Source organism: Marivirga salinae, assembly GCF_030503855.1.
Taxonomy (GTDB): Bacteria; Bacteroidota; Bacteroidia; order Cytophagales; family Cyclobacteriaceae; genus Marivirga; species Marivirga salinarum.
On the sequence record NZ_CP129971.1, the window covers coordinates 3,967,683 to 3,983,975 of the forward strand.

Annotated in this window: 20 protein-coding genes; 14 read left to right on the top strand and 6 right to left on the bottom strand. The window is 34.3% G+C overall.

What is annotated here, in order from left to right; genetic code table 11:
- Positions 1 to 9 precede the first annotated feature (9 nt).
- Positions 10 to 1,173 (bottom strand): ATP-binding protein, encoded by a 1,164-nt coding sequence (locus tag QYS49_RS16575; protein ID WP_308348907.1) that lies wholly within the window; start codon positions 1,171 to 1,173, stop codon positions 10 to 12.
- The gene (locus QYS49_RS16580) at positions 1,173 to 1,652 is read right to left on the bottom strand and encodes a hypothetical protein (protein WP_308348908.1); all 480 of its coding nucleotides are present in this window, start codon (positions 1,650 to 1,652) and stop codon (positions 1,173 to 1,175) included. The genes QYS49_RS16575 and QYS49_RS16580 overlap by 1 nt, the downstream gene beginning before the upstream one ends.
- A 215-nt stretch (positions 1,653 to 1,867) precedes the next feature.
- Between QYS49_RS16580 and QYS49_RS16585 the strand changes: the two genes are divergently transcribed.
- Together QYS49_RS16585 and QYS49_RS16590 are read left to right on the top strand one after the other, a co-directional pair.
- Positions 1,868 to 3,343 carry an FUSC family membrane protein gene (locus QYS49_RS16585; RefSeq protein ID WP_308348909.1) on the top strand — a complete coding sequence of 492 codons (1,476 nt, stop codon included), beginning with the start codon at positions 1,868 to 1,870 and terminating at the stop codon, positions 3,341 to 3,343.
- Entirely contained in the window at positions 3,249 to 4,118 is an 870-nt protein-coding gene (locus tag QYS49_RS16590; protein WP_308348910.1) for an FUSC family protein, read from the top strand. Before QYS49_RS16585 ends, QYS49_RS16590 begins: the two co-directional genes overlap by 95 nt.
- 33 nt (positions 4,119 to 4,151) lie before the next feature.
- On the opposite strand, the gene QYS49_RS16595 is transcribed toward QYS49_RS16590, so the two are convergent.
- Positions 4,152 to 4,715 (bottom strand): YdeI/OmpD-associated family protein, encoded by a 564-nt coding sequence (locus QYS49_RS16595; RefSeq protein WP_308348911.1) that lies wholly within the window; start codon positions 4,713 to 4,715, stop codon positions 4,152 to 4,154.
- A 120-nt stretch (positions 4,716 to 4,835) separates the two neighbouring features.
- On the opposite strand from QYS49_RS16595, the gene QYS49_RS16600 reads away from it, so the two are divergent.
- From QYS49_RS16600 to QYS49_RS16635, 8 genes are all read left to right on the top strand, one after another.
- The gene (locus tag QYS49_RS16600) at positions 4,836 to 5,120 is read left to right on the top strand and encodes a YciI-like protein (protein ID WP_308348913.1); all 285 of its coding nucleotides are present in this window, start codon (positions 4,836 to 4,838) and stop codon (positions 5,118 to 5,120) included.
- 81 nt (positions 5,121 to 5,201) lie between these two features.
- Positions 5,202 to 5,372, top strand: a complete 171-nt coding sequence (locus QYS49_RS16605) for a hypothetical protein (RefSeq protein WP_308348915.1) — start codon at positions 5,202 to 5,204, stop codon at positions 5,370 to 5,372.
- A gap of 7 nt (positions 5,373 to 5,379) precedes the next feature.
- Positions 5,380 to 5,898 carry a hypothetical protein gene (locus tag QYS49_RS16610; RefSeq protein WP_308348917.1) on the top strand — a complete coding sequence of 173 codons (519 nt, stop codon included), beginning with the start codon at positions 5,380 to 5,382 and terminating at the stop codon, positions 5,896 to 5,898.
- Positions 5,899 to 5,909: 11 nt separating this feature from the next.
- Entirely contained in the window at positions 5,910 to 6,374 is a 465-nt protein-coding gene (locus QYS49_RS16615; protein WP_308348919.1) for an OsmC family protein, read from the top strand.
- Between the two features lie 125 nt (positions 6,375 to 6,499).
- Complete coding sequence (locus QYS49_RS16620) at positions 6,500 to 7,102, top strand: RNA polymerase sigma factor (RefSeq protein ID WP_308348922.1); 603 nt, start codon at positions 6,500 to 6,502, stop codon at positions 7,100 to 7,102.
- Positions 7,092 to 7,865, top strand: coding sequence for an anti-sigma factor family protein (locus tag QYS49_RS16625; protein WP_308348925.1), 774 nt, complete (start codon positions 7,092 to 7,094; stop codon positions 7,863 to 7,865). The genes QYS49_RS16620 and QYS49_RS16625 overlap by 11 nt, the downstream gene beginning before the upstream one ends.
- A gap of 195 nt (positions 7,866 to 8,060) precedes the next feature.
- Positions 8,061 to 9,314 (top strand): hypothetical protein, encoded by a 1,254-nt coding sequence (locus QYS49_RS16630; RefSeq protein ID WP_308348927.1) that lies wholly within the window; start codon positions 8,061 to 8,063, stop codon positions 9,312 to 9,314.
- Positions 9,315 to 9,396: 82 nt separating this feature from the next.
- Positions 9,397 to 10,224 carry a hypothetical protein gene (locus QYS49_RS16635; protein WP_308348929.1) on the top strand — a complete coding sequence of 276 codons (828 nt, stop codon included), beginning with the start codon at positions 9,397 to 9,399 and terminating at the stop codon, positions 10,222 to 10,224.
- Here the strand turns inward: QYS49_RS16635 and QYS49_RS16640 are convergent.
- Positions 10,221 to 10,505, bottom strand: coding sequence for a hypothetical protein (locus QYS49_RS16640; RefSeq protein WP_308348930.1), 285 nt, complete (start codon positions 10,503 to 10,505; stop codon positions 10,221 to 10,223). The genes QYS49_RS16635 and QYS49_RS16640 overlap by 4 nt on opposite strands.
- A 210-nt stretch (positions 10,506 to 10,715) precedes the next feature.
- Between QYS49_RS16640 and QYS49_RS16645 the strand changes: the two genes are divergently transcribed.
- On the top strand, positions 10,716 to 11,528 hold the full coding sequence (locus tag QYS49_RS16645; protein ID WP_308348932.1) for a shikimate dehydrogenase family protein: 813 nt from the start codon (positions 10,716 to 10,718) through the stop codon (positions 11,526 to 11,528).
- Between the two features lie 84 nt (positions 11,529 to 11,612).
- A complete protein-coding gene (locus tag QYS49_RS16650; RefSeq protein ID WP_308348934.1) occupies positions 11,613 to 12,290 on the top strand; it encodes a KdsC family phosphatase in 678 nt (225 codons plus the stop codon).
- 35 nt (positions 12,291 to 12,325) lie between these two features.
- Here the strand turns inward: QYS49_RS16650 and QYS49_RS16655 are convergent, their stop codons facing one another.
- Positions 12,326 to 12,769 (bottom strand): OsmC family protein, encoded by a 444-nt coding sequence (locus QYS49_RS16655; protein WP_308348936.1) that lies wholly within the window; start codon positions 12,767 to 12,769, stop codon positions 12,326 to 12,328.
- Positions 12,770 to 13,032: 263 nt separating this feature from the next.
- Between QYS49_RS16655 and QYS49_RS16660 the strand changes: the two genes are divergently transcribed.
- Both QYS49_RS16660 and QYS49_RS16665 read left to right on the top strand, forming a co-directional pair.
- Positions 13,033 to 14,043 carry an acyl-CoA reductase gene (locus QYS49_RS16660; protein ID WP_308348938.1) on the top strand — a complete coding sequence of 337 codons (1,011 nt, stop codon included), beginning with the start codon at positions 13,033 to 13,035 and terminating at the stop codon, positions 14,041 to 14,043.
- Positions 14,044 to 14,241: 198 nt separating this feature from the next.
- Complete coding sequence (locus QYS49_RS16665; RefSeq protein ID WP_308348940.1) at positions 14,242 to 15,582, top strand: short-chain fatty acid transporter; 1,341 nt, start codon at positions 14,242 to 14,244, stop codon at positions 15,580 to 15,582.
- A 76-nt stretch (positions 15,583 to 15,658) separates the two neighbouring features.
- On the opposite strand, the gene QYS49_RS16670 is transcribed toward QYS49_RS16665, so the two are convergent.
- Positions 15,659 to 16,279: a histidine phosphatase family protein gene (locus QYS49_RS16670; protein WP_308348942.1), complete on the bottom strand. Its 621-nt coding sequence runs from the start codon at positions 16,277 to 16,279 to the stop codon at positions 15,659 to 15,661.
- Between the last annotated feature and the right edge of the window lie 14 nt (positions 16,280 to 16,293).

Genomic DNA, 16,293 nt, shown 5'->3' on the forward strand with positions numbered 1-16,293 from the left:
TTGTTATTTTTAGTTACCATATTTTTTTGCTAATGTAAAATGAAATGAGCTACCAACTCCTTTTGTTGAGTTAATCCATATTTTACCTCCATGTAGCTCTACTATCTTACGGCAATAGGCTAATCCTAAGCCCGTACCTTCATATTCCTCAGCAGGGTTTAACCGTTGAAAGATTAAGAAAATTTTACCATAATCTTCTTCTGCTAATCCAATACCATTGTCTGTAACGCAAAACTCCACATGGTCGTTTCCTTCCTTTGCTGATACTTCCACAACTGGTGATTCATTAGGCTTCTTAAATTTAAGCCCATTACTGATTAGGTTTTGAAAGAGCATGCGTAATTCCACCGGATTACCAATTACTTTGGGAAGTTCATGGATCTTGACCTTACCATCGATAGCTTTCAATGCGACATCAAAATCCAATGCTACATTTTGGACCAATTCTTGGCAATTAACCTCCTGCGTCTCTCTCTTATTACCTATTCTACTAAATTTCAATAATCCTTTGATCATGATAGTCACCCTATCACTGGCAGAATTAACATAATCCAATATTTTCTTCCCTTGGTCATCAAAATGCGAATAATACTTTTGAGAAATCAATTGGGTCATATTCCCGATAGTTCGAAGTGGTTCTTGCAAATCATGGCTAGTAATGCTTGTAAAACGTTCCAGCTCTCTATTTTTAATCTTTAAATCAGCATTAAGGTTTTCAAGTTTCTTTTTATTCTCCGATAATTTTTCTTGCTGTAAATCCAACTTAACAACCTTTTCAAATAATATATCTGAACTCTCAGTAAGTTGTTTATTAATACCCTCAAGTCTTGAAAAACTACTTTTAGCAATAAATACAAGCATCACACTTATCCATATAACAACAAATGAAATCACCATATTCATTTGGGACAAATCACTGGGATTGTTAACCATTTCTTTTGAAAATACAATAGAGATAATAGTCAGAATTGTGCAGATTATTGCAGTAAATATGCTGGCATACTTTCCTGGTAGGAGCCAACTATATAAAATTACAATAGTATAAACACTAGCCACCGCCACAGTGCTATCCGTATGTAAATCGATTATAAATATAACTCCAGTAATGACAGAAGCTATGAAAATCAAGACAGCATTTTGTAAAAGCATCATGGAATTACGGTCGGAAACCATTATTCCTGCTTTTTATTTAACTGGTCTTTGAGAGCTGCGATTTCCACTTCATACTCTTTTACTTGTTTTTCAAGCTGATAGGTTTTCAATTTGTCTTCGGGCTTAGATTCTATCAACTTCGGCAAATCCCGAATTAAAACAAATGCCGTAGCCAGACTTACAAGAGCAGTCAATACCCTCAATAGCGCACTAAGTCTATAACCAGGCCAATAAAACATAATGGCATCTATTAAGTGCGTGCTTCCACATAATATAATGAATGCGCCAAAAAGCCAAAAAACAGGTAAAAATGGGAGGTTATGCCTCTTTTGAACAAAAAATATAATAATAGCCGGTATCACAAAATAGGCTAACCAAATGGCAATATCACTTGTGATATATAACCACCCATGAAATGATGACCATTCTCCGCAGACCCACCGAGCAGGCCAATCATCTGCCGAAAAAAGTTTGTTAATAAATTCTATTACTTGTTCCATATGCCAATTCAGTACTTACATAATTAAATATAAGCTTTCCTTTTTGGAAATAAAAACTCACCCTTTATTGTGAAAGCACTTAAAAATTACTACATAATTTAGGGTCATTTTGAGTAGTAACACCTTTATTTATGTCATAATAATTGATAAAAATATCTTTAAAACTCAACTGATTTGAATTCTTTTGAGTACAATAGAATAGTCGTTAATATTCTATGATAAAAAATTTCCTTCAAAAGATTCAAAGTTTCCTAAAAAGCTCAGATTTCCTAAAATCTGTTTTAGTTACTTTTGGTATCGTAGTTCCGGTATTGATTGGAATTCAAACTGATCATCTCCCCTATTTTCTAAGTATTTCTATTGGAGTGTTTTTAACATCCAGTAGTGATGTTCCGGGTAGTCTTAAGCACAAAAGCATTGGCATTTTAATCGCTGCAGCTATTGCCACTGTAGCCACTATAATCGTTACCTCTGCGGTATTCAGTATTTGGTTGTTGATCCCTACCATGGCACTACTTATTTTTGGAATATCCTATATTTCAGTTTATGGATTCCGTGCTTCTTTAATATCCTTTGCAGGACTATTGGCAATTGTACTGAGCTTCGCCCATCAGCAAATCGGTTCTGAAATATTTATTAATGCGATGTTCATTGGGATCGGTGGGATTTGGTATTTACTGCTATCCACTATTTTCCATCCATTTCTACAGAAACGTCAAATCAACAATGGGTTGACGGACTGTTTTCAACTGACCGCAGAATACATTCGAATAAGAGGAAAATTAGCCCTGGCCAGCGAAAATGAAAGTCAACTCAAAAACAAACTATTTGATTTACAAGTCAATCTCAATGCCACCCATGAATCCTTAAGGGAACTACTTTTGACCGAAAAACAAAGCTCTGGTTTCTCTAATTATAAAAGAAAACAACTGCTTATTTTCATTGAATTGATTGATATTCTAGAACTTTCCATGGCAAACCCTGCCAATTATGAACAAATTAATAGGCTATTTAAAAATCAACTGCTATTCGTCAATCCTTTCATTGAATTGATATTTGAATTATCTAACAGAATGGACCAAATGGCTGAAGCAATGCAAAAAGGGGGAAAGTTAGCCCATAGACATGATTTGGAACCCATGATCGAAAAATGCCGAGAAAGCATTCAAGCCTACGTACAGGAAGTGAAATTACCAAAGGCCAGAGAAGGTGCTCTATTATTGCATAATTTATTGGATTATGAAGAAAATCAGCTTCAAAAAATTCATTCGGTTGAAAGGGTGTTTTATGATTTGGAAAATCAGAATCAAGTAGGCTTAAAAGCCAAAGAAGGCAAGAAGTTCATTAGCCAACAGGATTATGACTTCAATATCCTTAAGGAAAATTTCAGCTTCAAATCACCCATTTTCAAACATGCGGCTCGTTTGACTATTGCAATGCTTTTAGGATATGGAATTGGTACTTATTTTTCATTGCAAAATACCTATTGGATTCTATTGACCATAGTGGTAATCATGCGACCAGGTTATACTTTGACCAAAGAACGTTCAAAACACCGATTATACGGAACACTAATTGGAGCCGCAATCAGCCGCTGTGATTGTTCTGATCACTCAAAACACATACGTTTACGCGGTTTTATCCATCCTATCATTGACTTTGGCTCTAAGTTTTATTCAGAAAAATTATAGAACCTCCTCTATTTTTGTAACCACCAGTATTGTCTTTATTTATGCCCTTATCAATCCTGACGCATTTGAAGTTATTCAATTTCGAATAGTGGATACATTGATAGGAGCTTCCATTGCCTTTGTTGCAGGTTCGCTGTTATGGCCAGCTTGGGAATCTTACAGCATCAATACCACTATCATAGAAACGCTGAGAGCTAACCGAAAATATTTGGCTGAAATCAATCGCTATTATCATCAATTCGATGGATTAACTCAATATAAATTAGCAAGAAAGGATGCTTTTCTACAGATGGGAAATTTAAATGCGGCTTTTCAACGGATGAGTCAGGAACCAAAATCGCAGCAAGAAAACATAGGCACTATCAATGAAATAGTGGGCTTAAATCATACCTTTTTGGCAGCGATGGCTGCACTAGGCACTTTTATTTTGAATCGTAAAAATGATAAAGTTTCAGAAGATTTTGAAATTATTTTAAAAACAGTGGACACCAATTTAAGGCAAGCCCTTCAAAACCTTCTGCATAAAGGACCAACTGAGAACACAAGCAAAGAAAAACTGGAAGAGGCCTACCAACATTTGGAAGAAAGATTCGATAATCTGGTCGCTATTCGAACTGCAGAGCTAGAAAAAGAAGATTTCAAACCCATTGAACCGGAATTAAGAAAGAATTTGCAAGTGACAAGATTAATAACCGATCAACTAAAATGGCTAGTGACTATTTCGGGGAATTTAAAGAGAGTGGTGAATTCATTAGAAAATGATCGATCGAAATAAATCTAAAAAACATCATTTCCAAAAGTAAAATAACTATTTCCTATACTTATCATTGAGCCCCACTCCTTCCAAAATCATTGGCTTAATTTTCTCTAATCTGTTCATTTTTGTAGCTTCTCTTTTAGCTGTATTGATGTGCTCAACATACTCTTTTTGCTTAAAAGGAGTCAGTTCATCAAAAGCCATTTCAAAAATTTTATTTGATTTAAAAGCCTCATTCAAAATTTCAGGGATTTCAATTTTATCAGACTTCTCTGCTTTCCATTTTAAACCTTTCTTCTCGTTTTCAATTGCTACTTGGATGTATTCCATGATTTTATCTTCCTCCATTTCTTCCACAGAGGTGAATTGCCAATGGCGCAAAGCTTTGGTCTTTCCTTCCTGCGCATTTCCTAAAACTTGAAAAGGATCTTTCAAAAACACTCCATTGAAAAACCATATGCTGACATAATTTTTAAATGCCCCTATCATCAATACATTTCCATTATTTAGGGTGTAAACCTCTCCTCCCCATTTCCTAGTTTTTTCTAATTCTGTTTTATTGATGATGGCTCTTAAAAATTCAAGTTCATTCTGCCATTTTTCATTCTTATTCATGAGTGTATTAGGTTAAATAGTAGTTCAATTTACTAAACTTTTAAAAATGGAGATTCAAACTTAATAATAGAATCAGATTTTAATTAAATTTATAAAATACTGAACTAGCTGATTATTTATATGAACTACTACTTGTTATTTTATAAAACAATTGAAAATTATGTTGAAAAAAGAGCTCCTTTCCGTACTGAGCATTTAAAAATGGCAGAAGAGGCGCATCAAAATGGCGATTTAGTAATGGCAGGTGCTATGGCAGAACCAGCAGATGGGGCAGTTTTAATTTTCAAAGGTGAAAGTCCCAAAAAAGCTGAAAATTTCGCCAAAAATGATCCTTATGTGAAAAATGGATTAATTGAAACTTGGGAAGTAAGACCTTGGACGGTGGTAGTGGGAGCATTAGAGTAATTATTTAATCCGTATATTTGGGATAGAAATTATCCGTTTCTGTGTTAAATAAATCGATTGATTATTTCAAACAAGAAGTTTATGAAATCAGATAAATTAAATAAACCTAAAATCACGAAATACAAAAGCTTCGAAGAGTTAAAATCCACTTCAAAAAAAAGTAGGAAATTAACGGATGAGGAAGCTTTGGAAAAAGCACTGGAACTTTTAGATTTTTTTAACAGTATCAAAAATGCTAAATCCCTGAATTAATTTTTGCATGAATAAATTACGTGAAATACTGCTTAACACATGCACGCAATTAAATGAGCATAATGTTGAGTATATGATTATAGGGGGTACTGCTGTAGCATTCCACGGGTTTAGCAGACCTTCCATGGGAATGGGCGGTGCGATAATAGATAAATATGACATTGATATTTGGTATAATCCCGTAATTACAAATTATTACAACCTTCTAAAGGCTATAAAAACTACAGGTAAAGATGTAGATAGCCTTTTTGATGAAGTTGCTGATCCGAAAAAATCATTCCTCAAATTTGATTATGGAGAATACAATGTTGATTATAATCCAACAATCCTTGGATTTGATTCTTTCTATCCAGTTTACAAAAGAGTGAAAATTGTAGGAATTGAGAATATTGAAATCCCTATTATTAGTTATGAGGATCTAATTCACAGTAAAGAATCTCTTAACAGAAACACAAAAAATGATTTAGACAGAAAAGATATTGAAGAACTCAAAAAGAAAAACAAAGGCAATAGAGACTCTGATTAATCGAAGTCATAATGAAATCATACCACTATCAATCCCTAATCAAATGGACAGGAAACATAGGGAAAGGCACCAACTCTTATTCTTCCTATGAAAGGTCCTATGACATTATTATAAAAAACAAACCTATTCTAAAAGGAAGTGCTGATCCCGCATTTCGTGGCAATGCCGATCTCCATAATCCAGAAGATTTATTTTTAGCCTCTATCTCCTCTTGCCATATGTTGTGGTATCTGCATTTATGTTCAGTAAATAAAATCACAGTTATTGATTACCATGATAAAGCCACTGCAAAAATGGAAGAAACAGCTAAGGGAAAGGGACATTTTATTGAAGCTATTTTACGTCCTGAAGTCGTGATTCTAGAAAAAGATAAAATTGAATTAGCTGAATCGCTGCATCAAAAAGCAAATGAGTTTTGCTTCATTGCCAATTCCTGTAATTTCCCCATTCATCACAACCCCACTATCAAGTTCTAAGGTTGATAATTTTATCTAAAATTTCCATTTATCTGAAAAAAGATTCAAGCCTTTAAAACTTTTTTGCAACATCCGTCATCCTAAATTTAAATAAGTCATAAATTGAACTAAACATCATGTATGCGGTGCAAAAACAAGATTTAATATCACAAGCTCAAACGGGAGACACTTACGCCCAAGGGGAATTGGTGAGGCAGTGGTATCCGCGTATCTACAATTATGCCTACAAATATTTTGGAAAGGCTGATTTGGCTCAAGAAGCTGCTCAGCAGACTTTTATTGTCATGCATCAAAAAATTGGGCAGTTGAAAGAGTGTGAAAAATTCAAGTCATGGATATACACCATCGTCACCAATATTTGCAGGCAGGAAAGTAGGAAAGGGAAAAGGCATAGGTGGCTGAGTTTTGACCAGATCTTACCAAAAAATGAGGAAGATAACAGCCCTGCTTGGGAAGTTTCAAAACCAGGAGAGCACAATCCTGAACAAACATATTTGCAAGGCGAGTTAGGAGATATTCTAACAAAATGCCTCCAACAACTCAGCAAGGATCAAAGAGAGGTTTTGATCATGAAAGAGTATGAAGGTTTGAAATTTAGGGAAATAGCAGAAGCATTAAATACTTCGGAAAACACGGTCAAATCAAGATTGTATTACGCTTTTTCCCACATGAGAAAATTATTAGCAAAAGAAAACATTACTGAAAAAAGTATAAGATATGAAAACTGAAGATTGGAAAGCGAAAATGATGGATTATCTCTACGATGAGTTAAATCCTGAAGATAGAAAAGCTTTTGAGGAAGAGTTAGCTCAAAACCCTGAGCTAAAAGAAGAATTGGAAGCTTTTCAAAGTGGTAAAGAAATATTGGGAAATTGGGAAGATGAGAAAGTAAGTGCTCCTCCATTTTTCAATGTTTACAAAAATCCGGAAAAGAATAATACTCAAACTGGATACAAATGGTTTTTATCCATTGCAGCTTCGCTTTTGATATTGATGGTAGCAGCTAAGTTCACAGGCCTGGAAATCAGTAATCAGAATGGTGAATTCAGAATTGCATTAGGAAAAGAAATTGAATCGGACAATCAAGTGGATAAAGATGAAATTCAGCAATTGGTCAATTTGGCTCTAACAAATTATGAAGAAAAGTTGGATGCCGAAAGAAAAGAAGACAAGCAGGAACTGGAAAGTTATTTGACCCAACAAAGTCAACAAAACAAAAAATTGATCAATAATTATCTCACAGGTTTGCAAGAAAGCAATGTGGAAATGATGCAAGCCTATTGGAAAGAAAGCAATGAGCAACAGCAAATTTACACTGAAAATCTTCTCGCAAATTTTGCTCAATATATTGATGAGCAAAGGAAAGAAGATATGGACTATCTCTTTGCGAAAATGGACTTAATGGAATCTGATAAAGATTTATTCAAAATAGAAACTGGTCAATTGATTAATAGCTTGGCAAGTAACCAACAGCAAGAGCAGGCTTATTAAATATTGATAAAGCGTCTTCACAACTGGTTCAAGCGTCCGCTTGGACCACTCTAGGAAGCTCGTGCCAGAATAACAGTTAACAAATTTTTCTTTTCGACAGCTGGCGGAAAGGAAAGAAGATTAAGAATTTAAAAACAAAGCACAAGCGGAAGCTTGCGCTAATAAAACAAGCTTAAAACATTAAATAATAAAATGATGAAAAAATATAGTTTAATAATAGGGATATGCCTTTTAACAGGCAGCGTTTTGGCTCAAGAGATTGATAACCAAAAGATGGATAAAGATTTAAAAGTAGCCCAAACTGTTTTAAATAGTTTGGTGAAGGATAACAGATCAATTCACTGGAGTAATGATAATCGAGACAAACATACCCAATACATTGAAGGTTACGGTGTGATTTTATCTTTACCTAAAAATCATATGTTTGGTTTTGCTTTTTCTCCTGAGATGCCACCTATGCCCCCGATGCCTGACATTTCTGATGCTATTGCCAGGAGTTATGAAGTGATTGAAGACATACAAATTGACATAGACGATGAAGAACTAGATGCCGAAACTAGAGCCGAAATGGAAAAAGAGAGGGCTGAACGCAGAAAGGAATTAGCCGAAAGACAAGCAGAACTGGAAAAAAGAGCGGCTGTAGCCATAGAAAGAGCCCAGGTCAAAATTCAGGAAATGGATAGCATGAGAGAACAAAAAGTAGTAGAAAATACTGAAAATGTTATTAATTTCTTATTGGATTATGGGCATTTAATAAGTCAGCTGAAAGATTCAGATAAAATTTTAGTCTTGGAAAAAGGACAAGACATAAGATTTCATAGAGACGCTGGAAGAGTAGAACAACTGAAAATAAATAGATTATCAGTAGAAGCTAAAGTGAAAGATCTTAGAGCTTTCCAAGAAGGAAAAATTGATAGAGAAGAAGCAAAAAGTCGAATAGTGGTAAATGAAAAGAAAGAAGTAAAACCACTTGAAAAGGATATCACCTTATTTCAAACCATTTTGAAAAGGCTATATGCACAGGACTTATCAGATACTTATTATCTAAATGGGGGGATGCCACATGAGCAAATTGATGGCTTGGGAATAATCTTCTATATGGATATGGTTTCATCAGTGAGAGCAAGGAATGATGGTTGGAATGTTCCTACTCAAGACAAAGAAAATATATCGCAAGAAGAAAGGGATGAATTGATTAAGAGCCTGTATCCTAAATTTGAAGAGGAGCTCAAAAACAATATCATTGAATACGGTAAAAATGTAAAAAGCTTGGCTGACAATGAGCAATTAATTTTCAAAGTAAGCATTACTAAATGTGAAGGCTGTAAAATTCCTGAAACTCTTGAATTGCAAGTAAAAGGAAAGACTTTAAATGAATTAAATTCTGGTAACTTGAATGAAAGTCAAGCAGTAAAAAACATAAAAGTAGTAAAAGGTAATTTGCAGTAATTAAAAACTCTAATAATAATTAGAAACCTGGTAACTATTTATGTTGTCAGGTTTTTTTCATTTATTTACTCGAAAATGAAATATGTCTCAAAATCTGACTTTACTTTATTTAACCGATCTGTACTACCCAGCCAAAGGCAGAAATTACTATGAGGAGGATTTATATATCACTTCTCAGCTCAAAGAGCACTTTAACATTCTGATTGGCAATCCACAGCAAGCGTTGGGATTTTTGGACAAAGCAGATTCTATTGTTTTTAGAAATACTGGGCCTGTTGCTTATTATCAGGAATATTTTAATGAATTTGTGAATAAGGTAAAGCAAAATGAAATCCCGACTTTTAATTCCTTTGATGGAAAAGCAGATATGAAAGGAAAGCAGTATCTGCTGGATTTATTTGAACAAGATTTCCCTGTAATCCCTACTATTAATAGTTTTGATAAACTTCATTTACTACCTAATTCCGATCAATACATTATCAAATTGAAGAACGGGGCGGATTCTATTGGAATGGAAAAGGTAAGTAAAGAAGAATTAAACAACACAAAACTAGAGGATAAGCTAATTCAACCATTTATAGATTTTGAATATGAGGTATCTTTCTATTTCATAAATGATGAATTTCAATATGCTTTATACGCTCCAGATAAATCTAAAAGATGGGAATTAAAAGCTTATAAAGTCTCTGAAGAAGATTTGGAATTCGCTCAAAAATTCATTCGGTGGAATAACATGAAAAGAGGAATTCAAAGAGTGGATGCCTGCAAATTAAAAGACGGAAGTTTACTATTGGTAGAACTAGAAGATCTGAATCCTTTTTTATCTTTAGAAAGTTTAAATGAAGAGTCTAGAGATAAATTTCTCCAAAATTTTATTAAAGCTTTGAAAGCTATTCCAAGTAAACTCTAAATATAAGAAATACTCTCTATTGCTCTTATCGGAATATGAATGCCTCTTTTTAGAATTAGGTGATTTTCTCCTACTGCCCAAACGGTGGTTTCAACTTCGCCTCTACTTCCATTTTCCAAATGAAAAACAATACGAACTTTTATTTTCTCTATATTTCCCAAGGTCTGAGCACGTAACAATTCTGACATCAGAATCTTCTTTTGACTTAAATCGTTTATCACTTCCCTACTTGTGAATTTCATTCCAACAAGTTCTTCTTTCTGCAAAATTTGAGTTTCCATAGCTTCAAATTTTATGATATAAAAACGAATAGTTTCTAAAAGCGTTCATGAAAAATCAATTATTAAAAGAATTAATAAAATAAATTGTATTATTCTATTATTCAGTTAACTCATCTTAATATATCGATTATAATCTTTTAATTTTATCCATATTAGGGAATTATTGATTGTGCAAATACGCTAAGCCTCCAAAAAATATCAATTACCTCCATGAAAGTTTCTATAAATCCAACTACCCAATTCGTTTTCTCCACCTCAGGAAGCGCTAATTCTATTGAGAAACATAATACAGCTCTTCAAAAATTAGGATTGAATTTGGTGTATTTCACTTTCCCATATAACATTGAAGCCGAAGAATATGCTGAACTCCTACGATCTCCAATTTCAAGAGGCGGAGCAGTTACAGGAAAAGACGGACTGAAATCCAACATTATTCCTTATCTGGATGAAGTGGAAGAAAACGCAAAAAAAACTTTGGCAGTGAATACTGTGGTGAATAAAAAAGGAAAACTACATGGCTACAATACAGATGCGATCGGCTTAATATCTGCTTTAGAGAATGCTTTAAAATCAAGTTCTCATTCCATTAAAACAGCCGTGATTTATGGAAATGGTGGAGTTTCCGGAGTTGCATACCATGTGTTGAAAGAATTGGGATTGAAAGTAATGCTGACTGGCAGAAATGCTGAAAAAGTGAAAGCTAAAAAGGGTGATTTAGGGATCACCGATGAAGATTTTAGTGGTCCTTATGATTTGGTAGTAGATGCTACCCCCATTTCATCAAGTCCTCATTTTATGGAAGCTAGAGGATTTCCGGAACTTTTGGATGGTTGTAAAATGATTTTCAGTCATAATATGCCTGAAAAAGATAATCAATTCAATTATTTGAAATCTTATTGCGAAAAAAATAATATTGAATTCATTCCGGGTAGTGCCATGTATAAAGCCCAATTAATTCGTCAGTATCAGTTATTTATAGGTAATATTTCCGAAGAAAAGATTATTGAAAGCTGGGATCTATGAGATTGAAAATCCAATTCTATTTATAGATATAAAAAGAAAGCAAATTAGAATTGCTACTTTTATGCGTTCGACTAAAATTGAAAAATGGACTTACTAAAAAGAAATATTGAAGCATATCTAGCCAGAGAAAAAAAATCCATCGCTGATTTTCTAACAGAATTCAACATTACTCGATTAGATCAACTTTCATTGGGTGATTTCAAGCTTTTCTGTGCTGAAAATGAACTTGATTATGCCAATATGTTGTGCCGACCTATGTTTGTTGATAAAGCAAAAATAAAAGACATAAAGCTTCTGATTTTAGATGTGGATGGGGTGATGACTGATGCCGGGATGTTTTTTACTGAAAGCGGAGATCAGTTCAAAAAATACAATGCCAAAGACGGCATGGTAATCAAAGCACTTGAAAGATATGGAATTCAAGCCGGTATAATTTCTTCCGCTCATAAAATTGAAATGGTAAAAGTCCGTGCGGAAATGCTGAATATCAAACATCTATACGTGGGAAGCGATCCTAAAATCAACATCTTACTAGATTGGTGCAAAAAATTAGATATCAAATTATCCGAAGTAGCCATTATTGGTGATGACATCAACGATTTAGCTGTAATGAAAGCAGTAGGATTTTCAGCTTGTCCTGCTGATGCTGTATTAAAAGTAAAAGAAACCGTGGATTTAGTTTTACATACCAAAGGCGGGCAAGGATGCATTCGAGAATTTATTGATTTTTATCTTTTAGATGAACCTGTGGAAAAGCAGTAAAAAGGGTATGACTTTCAGCCATACCCTTTTATATTTTATGATTCAAAACTTGCGTCCAATGAAATAGGGACTGCACTTAATGCTTTTGAAATAGGGCAACCTTCTTTTGCGCCTTCAGCCATTTCTAAGAACTTATCTTTTGATAAACCGCTTACTTTTCCTTTTACAGTCAATTTGATTTCCTTTATGGCAAATCCATCTCCTTCTTTGTCTAAAACGATCTCAGCCTGGGCATCTAATTGGTCAGGCGTATGCCCAGCTTCAGATATCGCAACACTTAATGCCATTGCATAACAGCCTGAATGTGCAGCGGCTATCAGCTCTTCAGGGTTGGTACCTAATCGACCGTCTTCATTTTCAAATCTACCTTTAAACGAATAAGGAGTATTATCAAAAAATTTATTGGAACTGCTCAACTGACCACTTCCTTCTTTTGCTGATCCTTTCCAAACTGCCTGTACTTTTCTTTTAATAGCCATAGTTTTATTTTTTAGTTTTAGTTTAGTTAATTTAACCTCCCTTACACTTATATGTTACATTATTTCAAAGGATAGTATTTAGTAGCAAGAATCCAGTATCTAGAAACCTTCAATCTTCGTACTATTTATTATTTTAAGCCTTTATGTGCTTGACCATCCATCACCCGACTTCCTACTTTCCCCTTTATACTTCCAACATAATATTTCAATTCTAACTCAAAACCTGTAATTTCGCATTTCAATTTTCAAATCATTAGATATCCATGAATTTATCAGCACGATTAGAAGCCTTTAAATCTTTAGGAGAACAATTACGGAATATAAGTGAAGCCGAGCTGGACGAGTGGTATTTCCGTGCCACATCCTATAATAATTGGTTTACTCGTGAAAATGTAGTGCATGCGGTAAAGGCTTTGGGTGAAATGCTTGAAGCTGAAAAATTAGAACAATGGATTAGCAACTATGATTTACCAGAAGAAAGCTCTAAAAAGATAGCTATAATCATGGCTGGAAATATTCCTTTGGTGGGCTTTCATGATTTTTTGTCAGTACTTATTTCAGGCAATAGTGTTATAGCTAAATTAAGCTCACAAGACCCTTATTTATTAAAGGAAATAGTAGCAAAGTTGATTGCTATAAATCCGGAATTTGAAAATAAAATCGAGCTCACTCAAGAAACTATAAGTGGATTTGATGCTGTAATAGCCACAGGAAGCAATAATTCTGCGCGATATTTTGAACAGTATTTTGGAAAATACCCTAATATAATCCGCAAGAATAGAAGCTCGGTAGCAGTTCTGACTGGAACAGAATCCGAAGAAGGAATTCAAGCTTTGGGAAAGGATATCTTTCAATACTACGGATTGGGATGTAGAAATGTAAGCAAACTTTTAGTGCCGGAAGGCTTTGATTTCTCACCTTTCATTAAAGCTTTGGAAGATTTCAAATGGGTAGCTGACCATCATAAATGGGTGAATAATTACGATTATAACAAATCAATTTATCTGGTAAATGATGAACCACATCTTGATTCAGGTTTTTTCTTGATGAAAGAGGATGAAGCATTGGTTTCTCCCATTTCAGTATTGTTTTATGAGTTTTATAAAAATGAAAAAGAGCTAGAGGACAAGCTAGCAAAACAGGAACAGCATATCCAATGTGTCGTAAAAAAAGGTACTGAAATTGAACCCGGAAAAGCCCAACAACCCGAACTTTGGGATTATGCCGATGGAGTGGATACCTTGGAGTTTCTTTCTAGTTTAAATAAATCTTGATCCTACGTCACTTATTTTTGCTCAAAAGTAGGGTGTGGTGTGATGGATGATGAATTCATTTTTAATACCCAAGGGATAAATTATTACAGACTAGAAATAGCAATAAAAATTCTTGAAGTATGAAATTCGAAAATTTTCTTTTGTACTTTGTGAGCCTAGATAATTCTTAATTGGTAATTCATAATTCTTAATTAAAAAATGTCATTCTCAAGGCAATACATCAAATTAGTAGAAAGATTTCTTCCCTCTCCTTTTGTAATCGCCATTCTTTTAAGTGGAATTACCTTTTTCTTGGCATTAATATTTACAAATCAAGAGGGAAATATTCTCAATCAATCGCAAAGCATTTTAGGTTATTGGCAAACTGGTTTTTGGGAACTATTAGCTTTTACCATGCAAATGGTGCTCATTCTGCTTTTAGGTCATACACTTGCATTAACTCCATTTTTTTCCAGAATCATAAATAAAATAGCATCTATCCCAAATAATACTGCTCAAGCAGGTTTCTTAATTAGCTTTTTCACCATTATTATGAGCTTTCTAAATTGGGGGCTTTGCCTAGTTTTTGGTGCAATCCTCAGTCGAAGAATTGGAGAAAATTTCACTTCCCAAAACAAAGCATTCAATTACGGAATATTAGGTGCTGCTGGATATTCCGGTATGATGTTTTGGCATGGTGGACTTTCAGCATCTGCTCCCTTAAAAGTAGCAGAAGCAAAGCATTTTTTAGTAGATAAAATAGGTGCAATCAGTATCTCTGAAACGCTATTTTCTACTATGAATATTGTCATAAGTTTTGTGCTTTTAATTGCTGTACCTAGTTTGTTCTATCTTTTGGGGAAATATTTTAAGTCAAACTCTGATTATCAATCAATACTAACTCAAAAAGAAGAAAAAGTTGAAGAAACCCAATCAAATGATAGTGAGAATAAAGCTTGGATAGCTTACGCTCTAGGTGGGGTAATGCTCATAAGTGCAGTGTTATTTGCAGTCGATAAATGGCAATCCAATCAGGCTTTTATGGATTTGAATTTTGTCAATTTCTTATTCCTGACTTTTGGAATTTTACTTCATGGAAGCTTAGCAAAATTTATGTCAGCTGTGAATTCCGGTATTCAGGGAGTGAGTGGAATTGTAATTCAGTTTCCTCTATACTCTGGAATAATGGGCATTATGAAATATTCAGGCTTGGTGATTCTAATCTCCGATTTCTTTGTTTCTATTTCCACTGCCACTTCTTTTCCAATTTTAACTTTTTTCAGTGCAGGTTTAGTGAATTTTTTCGTTCCTTCTGGTGGCGGACAATGGGCTGTACAAGGTCCAATTGTGGTGGAAGCTGCACAAGCTTTAAACATCCCAATTCCGAAAATTGTAATGGCATTATCTTATGGAGACCAAATCACCAATATGTTGCAGCCATTTTGGGCTTTGCCATTATTAGGAATCACGCAACTGAAAGCCAAGGATATTTTACCTTACAGTCTATTTGCTTTGATCTTAGGTAGTTTGATTTTTATCGGAGGCTTGCTGATATTTTAGTTTGCTTCAAATTAACAGTTTTGTAAATTTTGATTTAAGTTGTTCCGTGCGTGCGGGATGGAGGACAAAACATTCTTTAAACACTACCACTCAAATGCCTTCTATCATTATAATTCACCAACTGAAACATATTCTTCGTGGCTCTGATATGATATAAAGCTAAATTCGAATGCTCAAATATATCCATATCATAGAGCGGGTAATTAAATAACTGAGCTAATAAAATCCGCATAGCCCTACCATGCATGCAAATCAACACCTTTTGTTCATCCTCTTTGCTCATAATATATTTCATGGCATCCAACTGACGCATAGCAACCTGATCGGGAGATTCACCGCCTTCAACGGGTAAGGAAGTTTCCCCTTTTTTCCATCTATCCAACATGGCTAAATAATATTTATTTTCCTCTAGTGTAAAAAGTTGACCTTCTCTAGTTCCCCAACTGATCTCATTTAATCCTGCTAGATTTTCATATGAAAGTCCTTTGTCAATAAATCCTTTTACTGATTCATAAGTTCTTTTTAAGTTGGATATATATAATTTATCGAAAGGGAAATCACCATAAGCGTTAAAAAACTCTCCTGCTTGCTTTCTTCCATTGTCATTTAAGGAAGCATCCACACCACTGCCTTGTACTATGCCTCTGAGGTTATAATCTGTTTGTCCGTGGCGAACTATGTATATATCTTTTACCATATCAATTTTCCAAA

What these genes read in the sequence shown, in the direction of transcription:
- QYS49_RS16575 (WP_308348907.1), bottom strand. Translation starts at nt 1,173, where the DNA reads ATGGTTTCCGACCGTAATTCCATGATGCTTTTACAAAATGCTGTCTTG.
- QYS49_RS16580 (WP_308348908.1), bottom strand. Translation starts at nt 1,652, where the DNA reads ATGGAACAAGTAATAGAATTTATTAACAAACTTTTTTCGGCAGATGAT.
- QYS49_RS16585 (WP_308348909.1), top strand. Translation starts at nt 1,868, where the DNA reads ATGATAAAAAATTTCCTTCAAAAGATTCAAAGTTTCCTAAAAAGCTCA.
- QYS49_RS16595 (WP_308348911.1), bottom strand. Translation starts at nt 4,715, where the DNA reads ATGAATAAGAATGAAAAATGGCAGAATGAACTTGAATTTTTAAGAGCC.
- QYS49_RS16600 (WP_308348913.1), top strand. Translation starts at nt 4,836, where the DNA reads ATGAACTACTACTTGTTATTTTATAAAACAATTGAAAATTATGTTGAA.
- QYS49_RS16605 (WP_308348915.1), top strand. Translation starts at nt 5,202, where the DNA reads ATGAAATCAGATAAATTAAATAAACCTAAAATCACGAAATACAAAAGC.
- QYS49_RS16610 (WP_308348917.1), top strand. Translation starts at nt 5,380, where the DNA reads ATGAATAAATTACGTGAAATACTGCTTAACACATGCACGCAATTAAAT.
- QYS49_RS16615 (WP_308348919.1), top strand. Translation starts at nt 5,910, where the DNA reads ATGAAATCATACCACTATCAATCCCTAATCAAATGGACAGGAAACATA.
- QYS49_RS16625 (WP_308348925.1), top strand. Translation starts at nt 7,092, where the DNA reads ATGAAAACTGAAGATTGGAAAGCGAAAATGATGGATTATCTCTACGAT.
- QYS49_RS16630 (WP_308348927.1), top strand. Translation starts at nt 8,061, where the DNA reads ATGAAAAAATATAGTTTAATAATAGGGATATGCCTTTTAACAGGCAGC.
- QYS49_RS16635 (WP_308348929.1), top strand. Translation starts at nt 9,397, where the DNA reads ATGTCTCAAAATCTGACTTTACTTTATTTAACCGATCTGTACTACCCA.
- QYS49_RS16640 (WP_308348930.1), bottom strand. Translation starts at nt 10,505, where the DNA reads ATGGAAACTCAAATTTTGCAGAAAGAAGAACTTGTTGGAATGAAATTC.
- QYS49_RS16645 (WP_308348932.1), top strand. Translation starts at nt 10,716, where the DNA reads ATGAAAGTTTCTATAAATCCAACTACCCAATTCGTTTTCTCCACCTCA.
- QYS49_RS16650 (WP_308348934.1), top strand. Translation starts at nt 11,613, where the DNA reads ATGGACTTACTAAAAAGAAATATTGAAGCATATCTAGCCAGAGAAAAA.
- QYS49_RS16655 (WP_308348936.1), bottom strand. Translation starts at nt 12,769, where the DNA reads ATGGCTATTAAAAGAAAAGTACAGGCAGTTTGGAAAGGATCAGCAAAA.
- QYS49_RS16660 (WP_308348938.1), top strand. Translation starts at nt 13,033, where the DNA reads ATGAATTTATCAGCACGATTAGAAGCCTTTAAATCTTTAGGAGAACAA.
- QYS49_RS16665 (WP_308348940.1), top strand. Translation starts at nt 14,242, where the DNA reads ATGTCATTCTCAAGGCAATACATCAAATTAGTAGAAAGATTTCTTCCC.
- QYS49_RS16670 (WP_308348942.1), bottom strand. Translation starts at nt 16,279, where the DNA reads ATGGTAAAAGATATATACATAGTTCGCCACGGACAAACAGATTATAAC.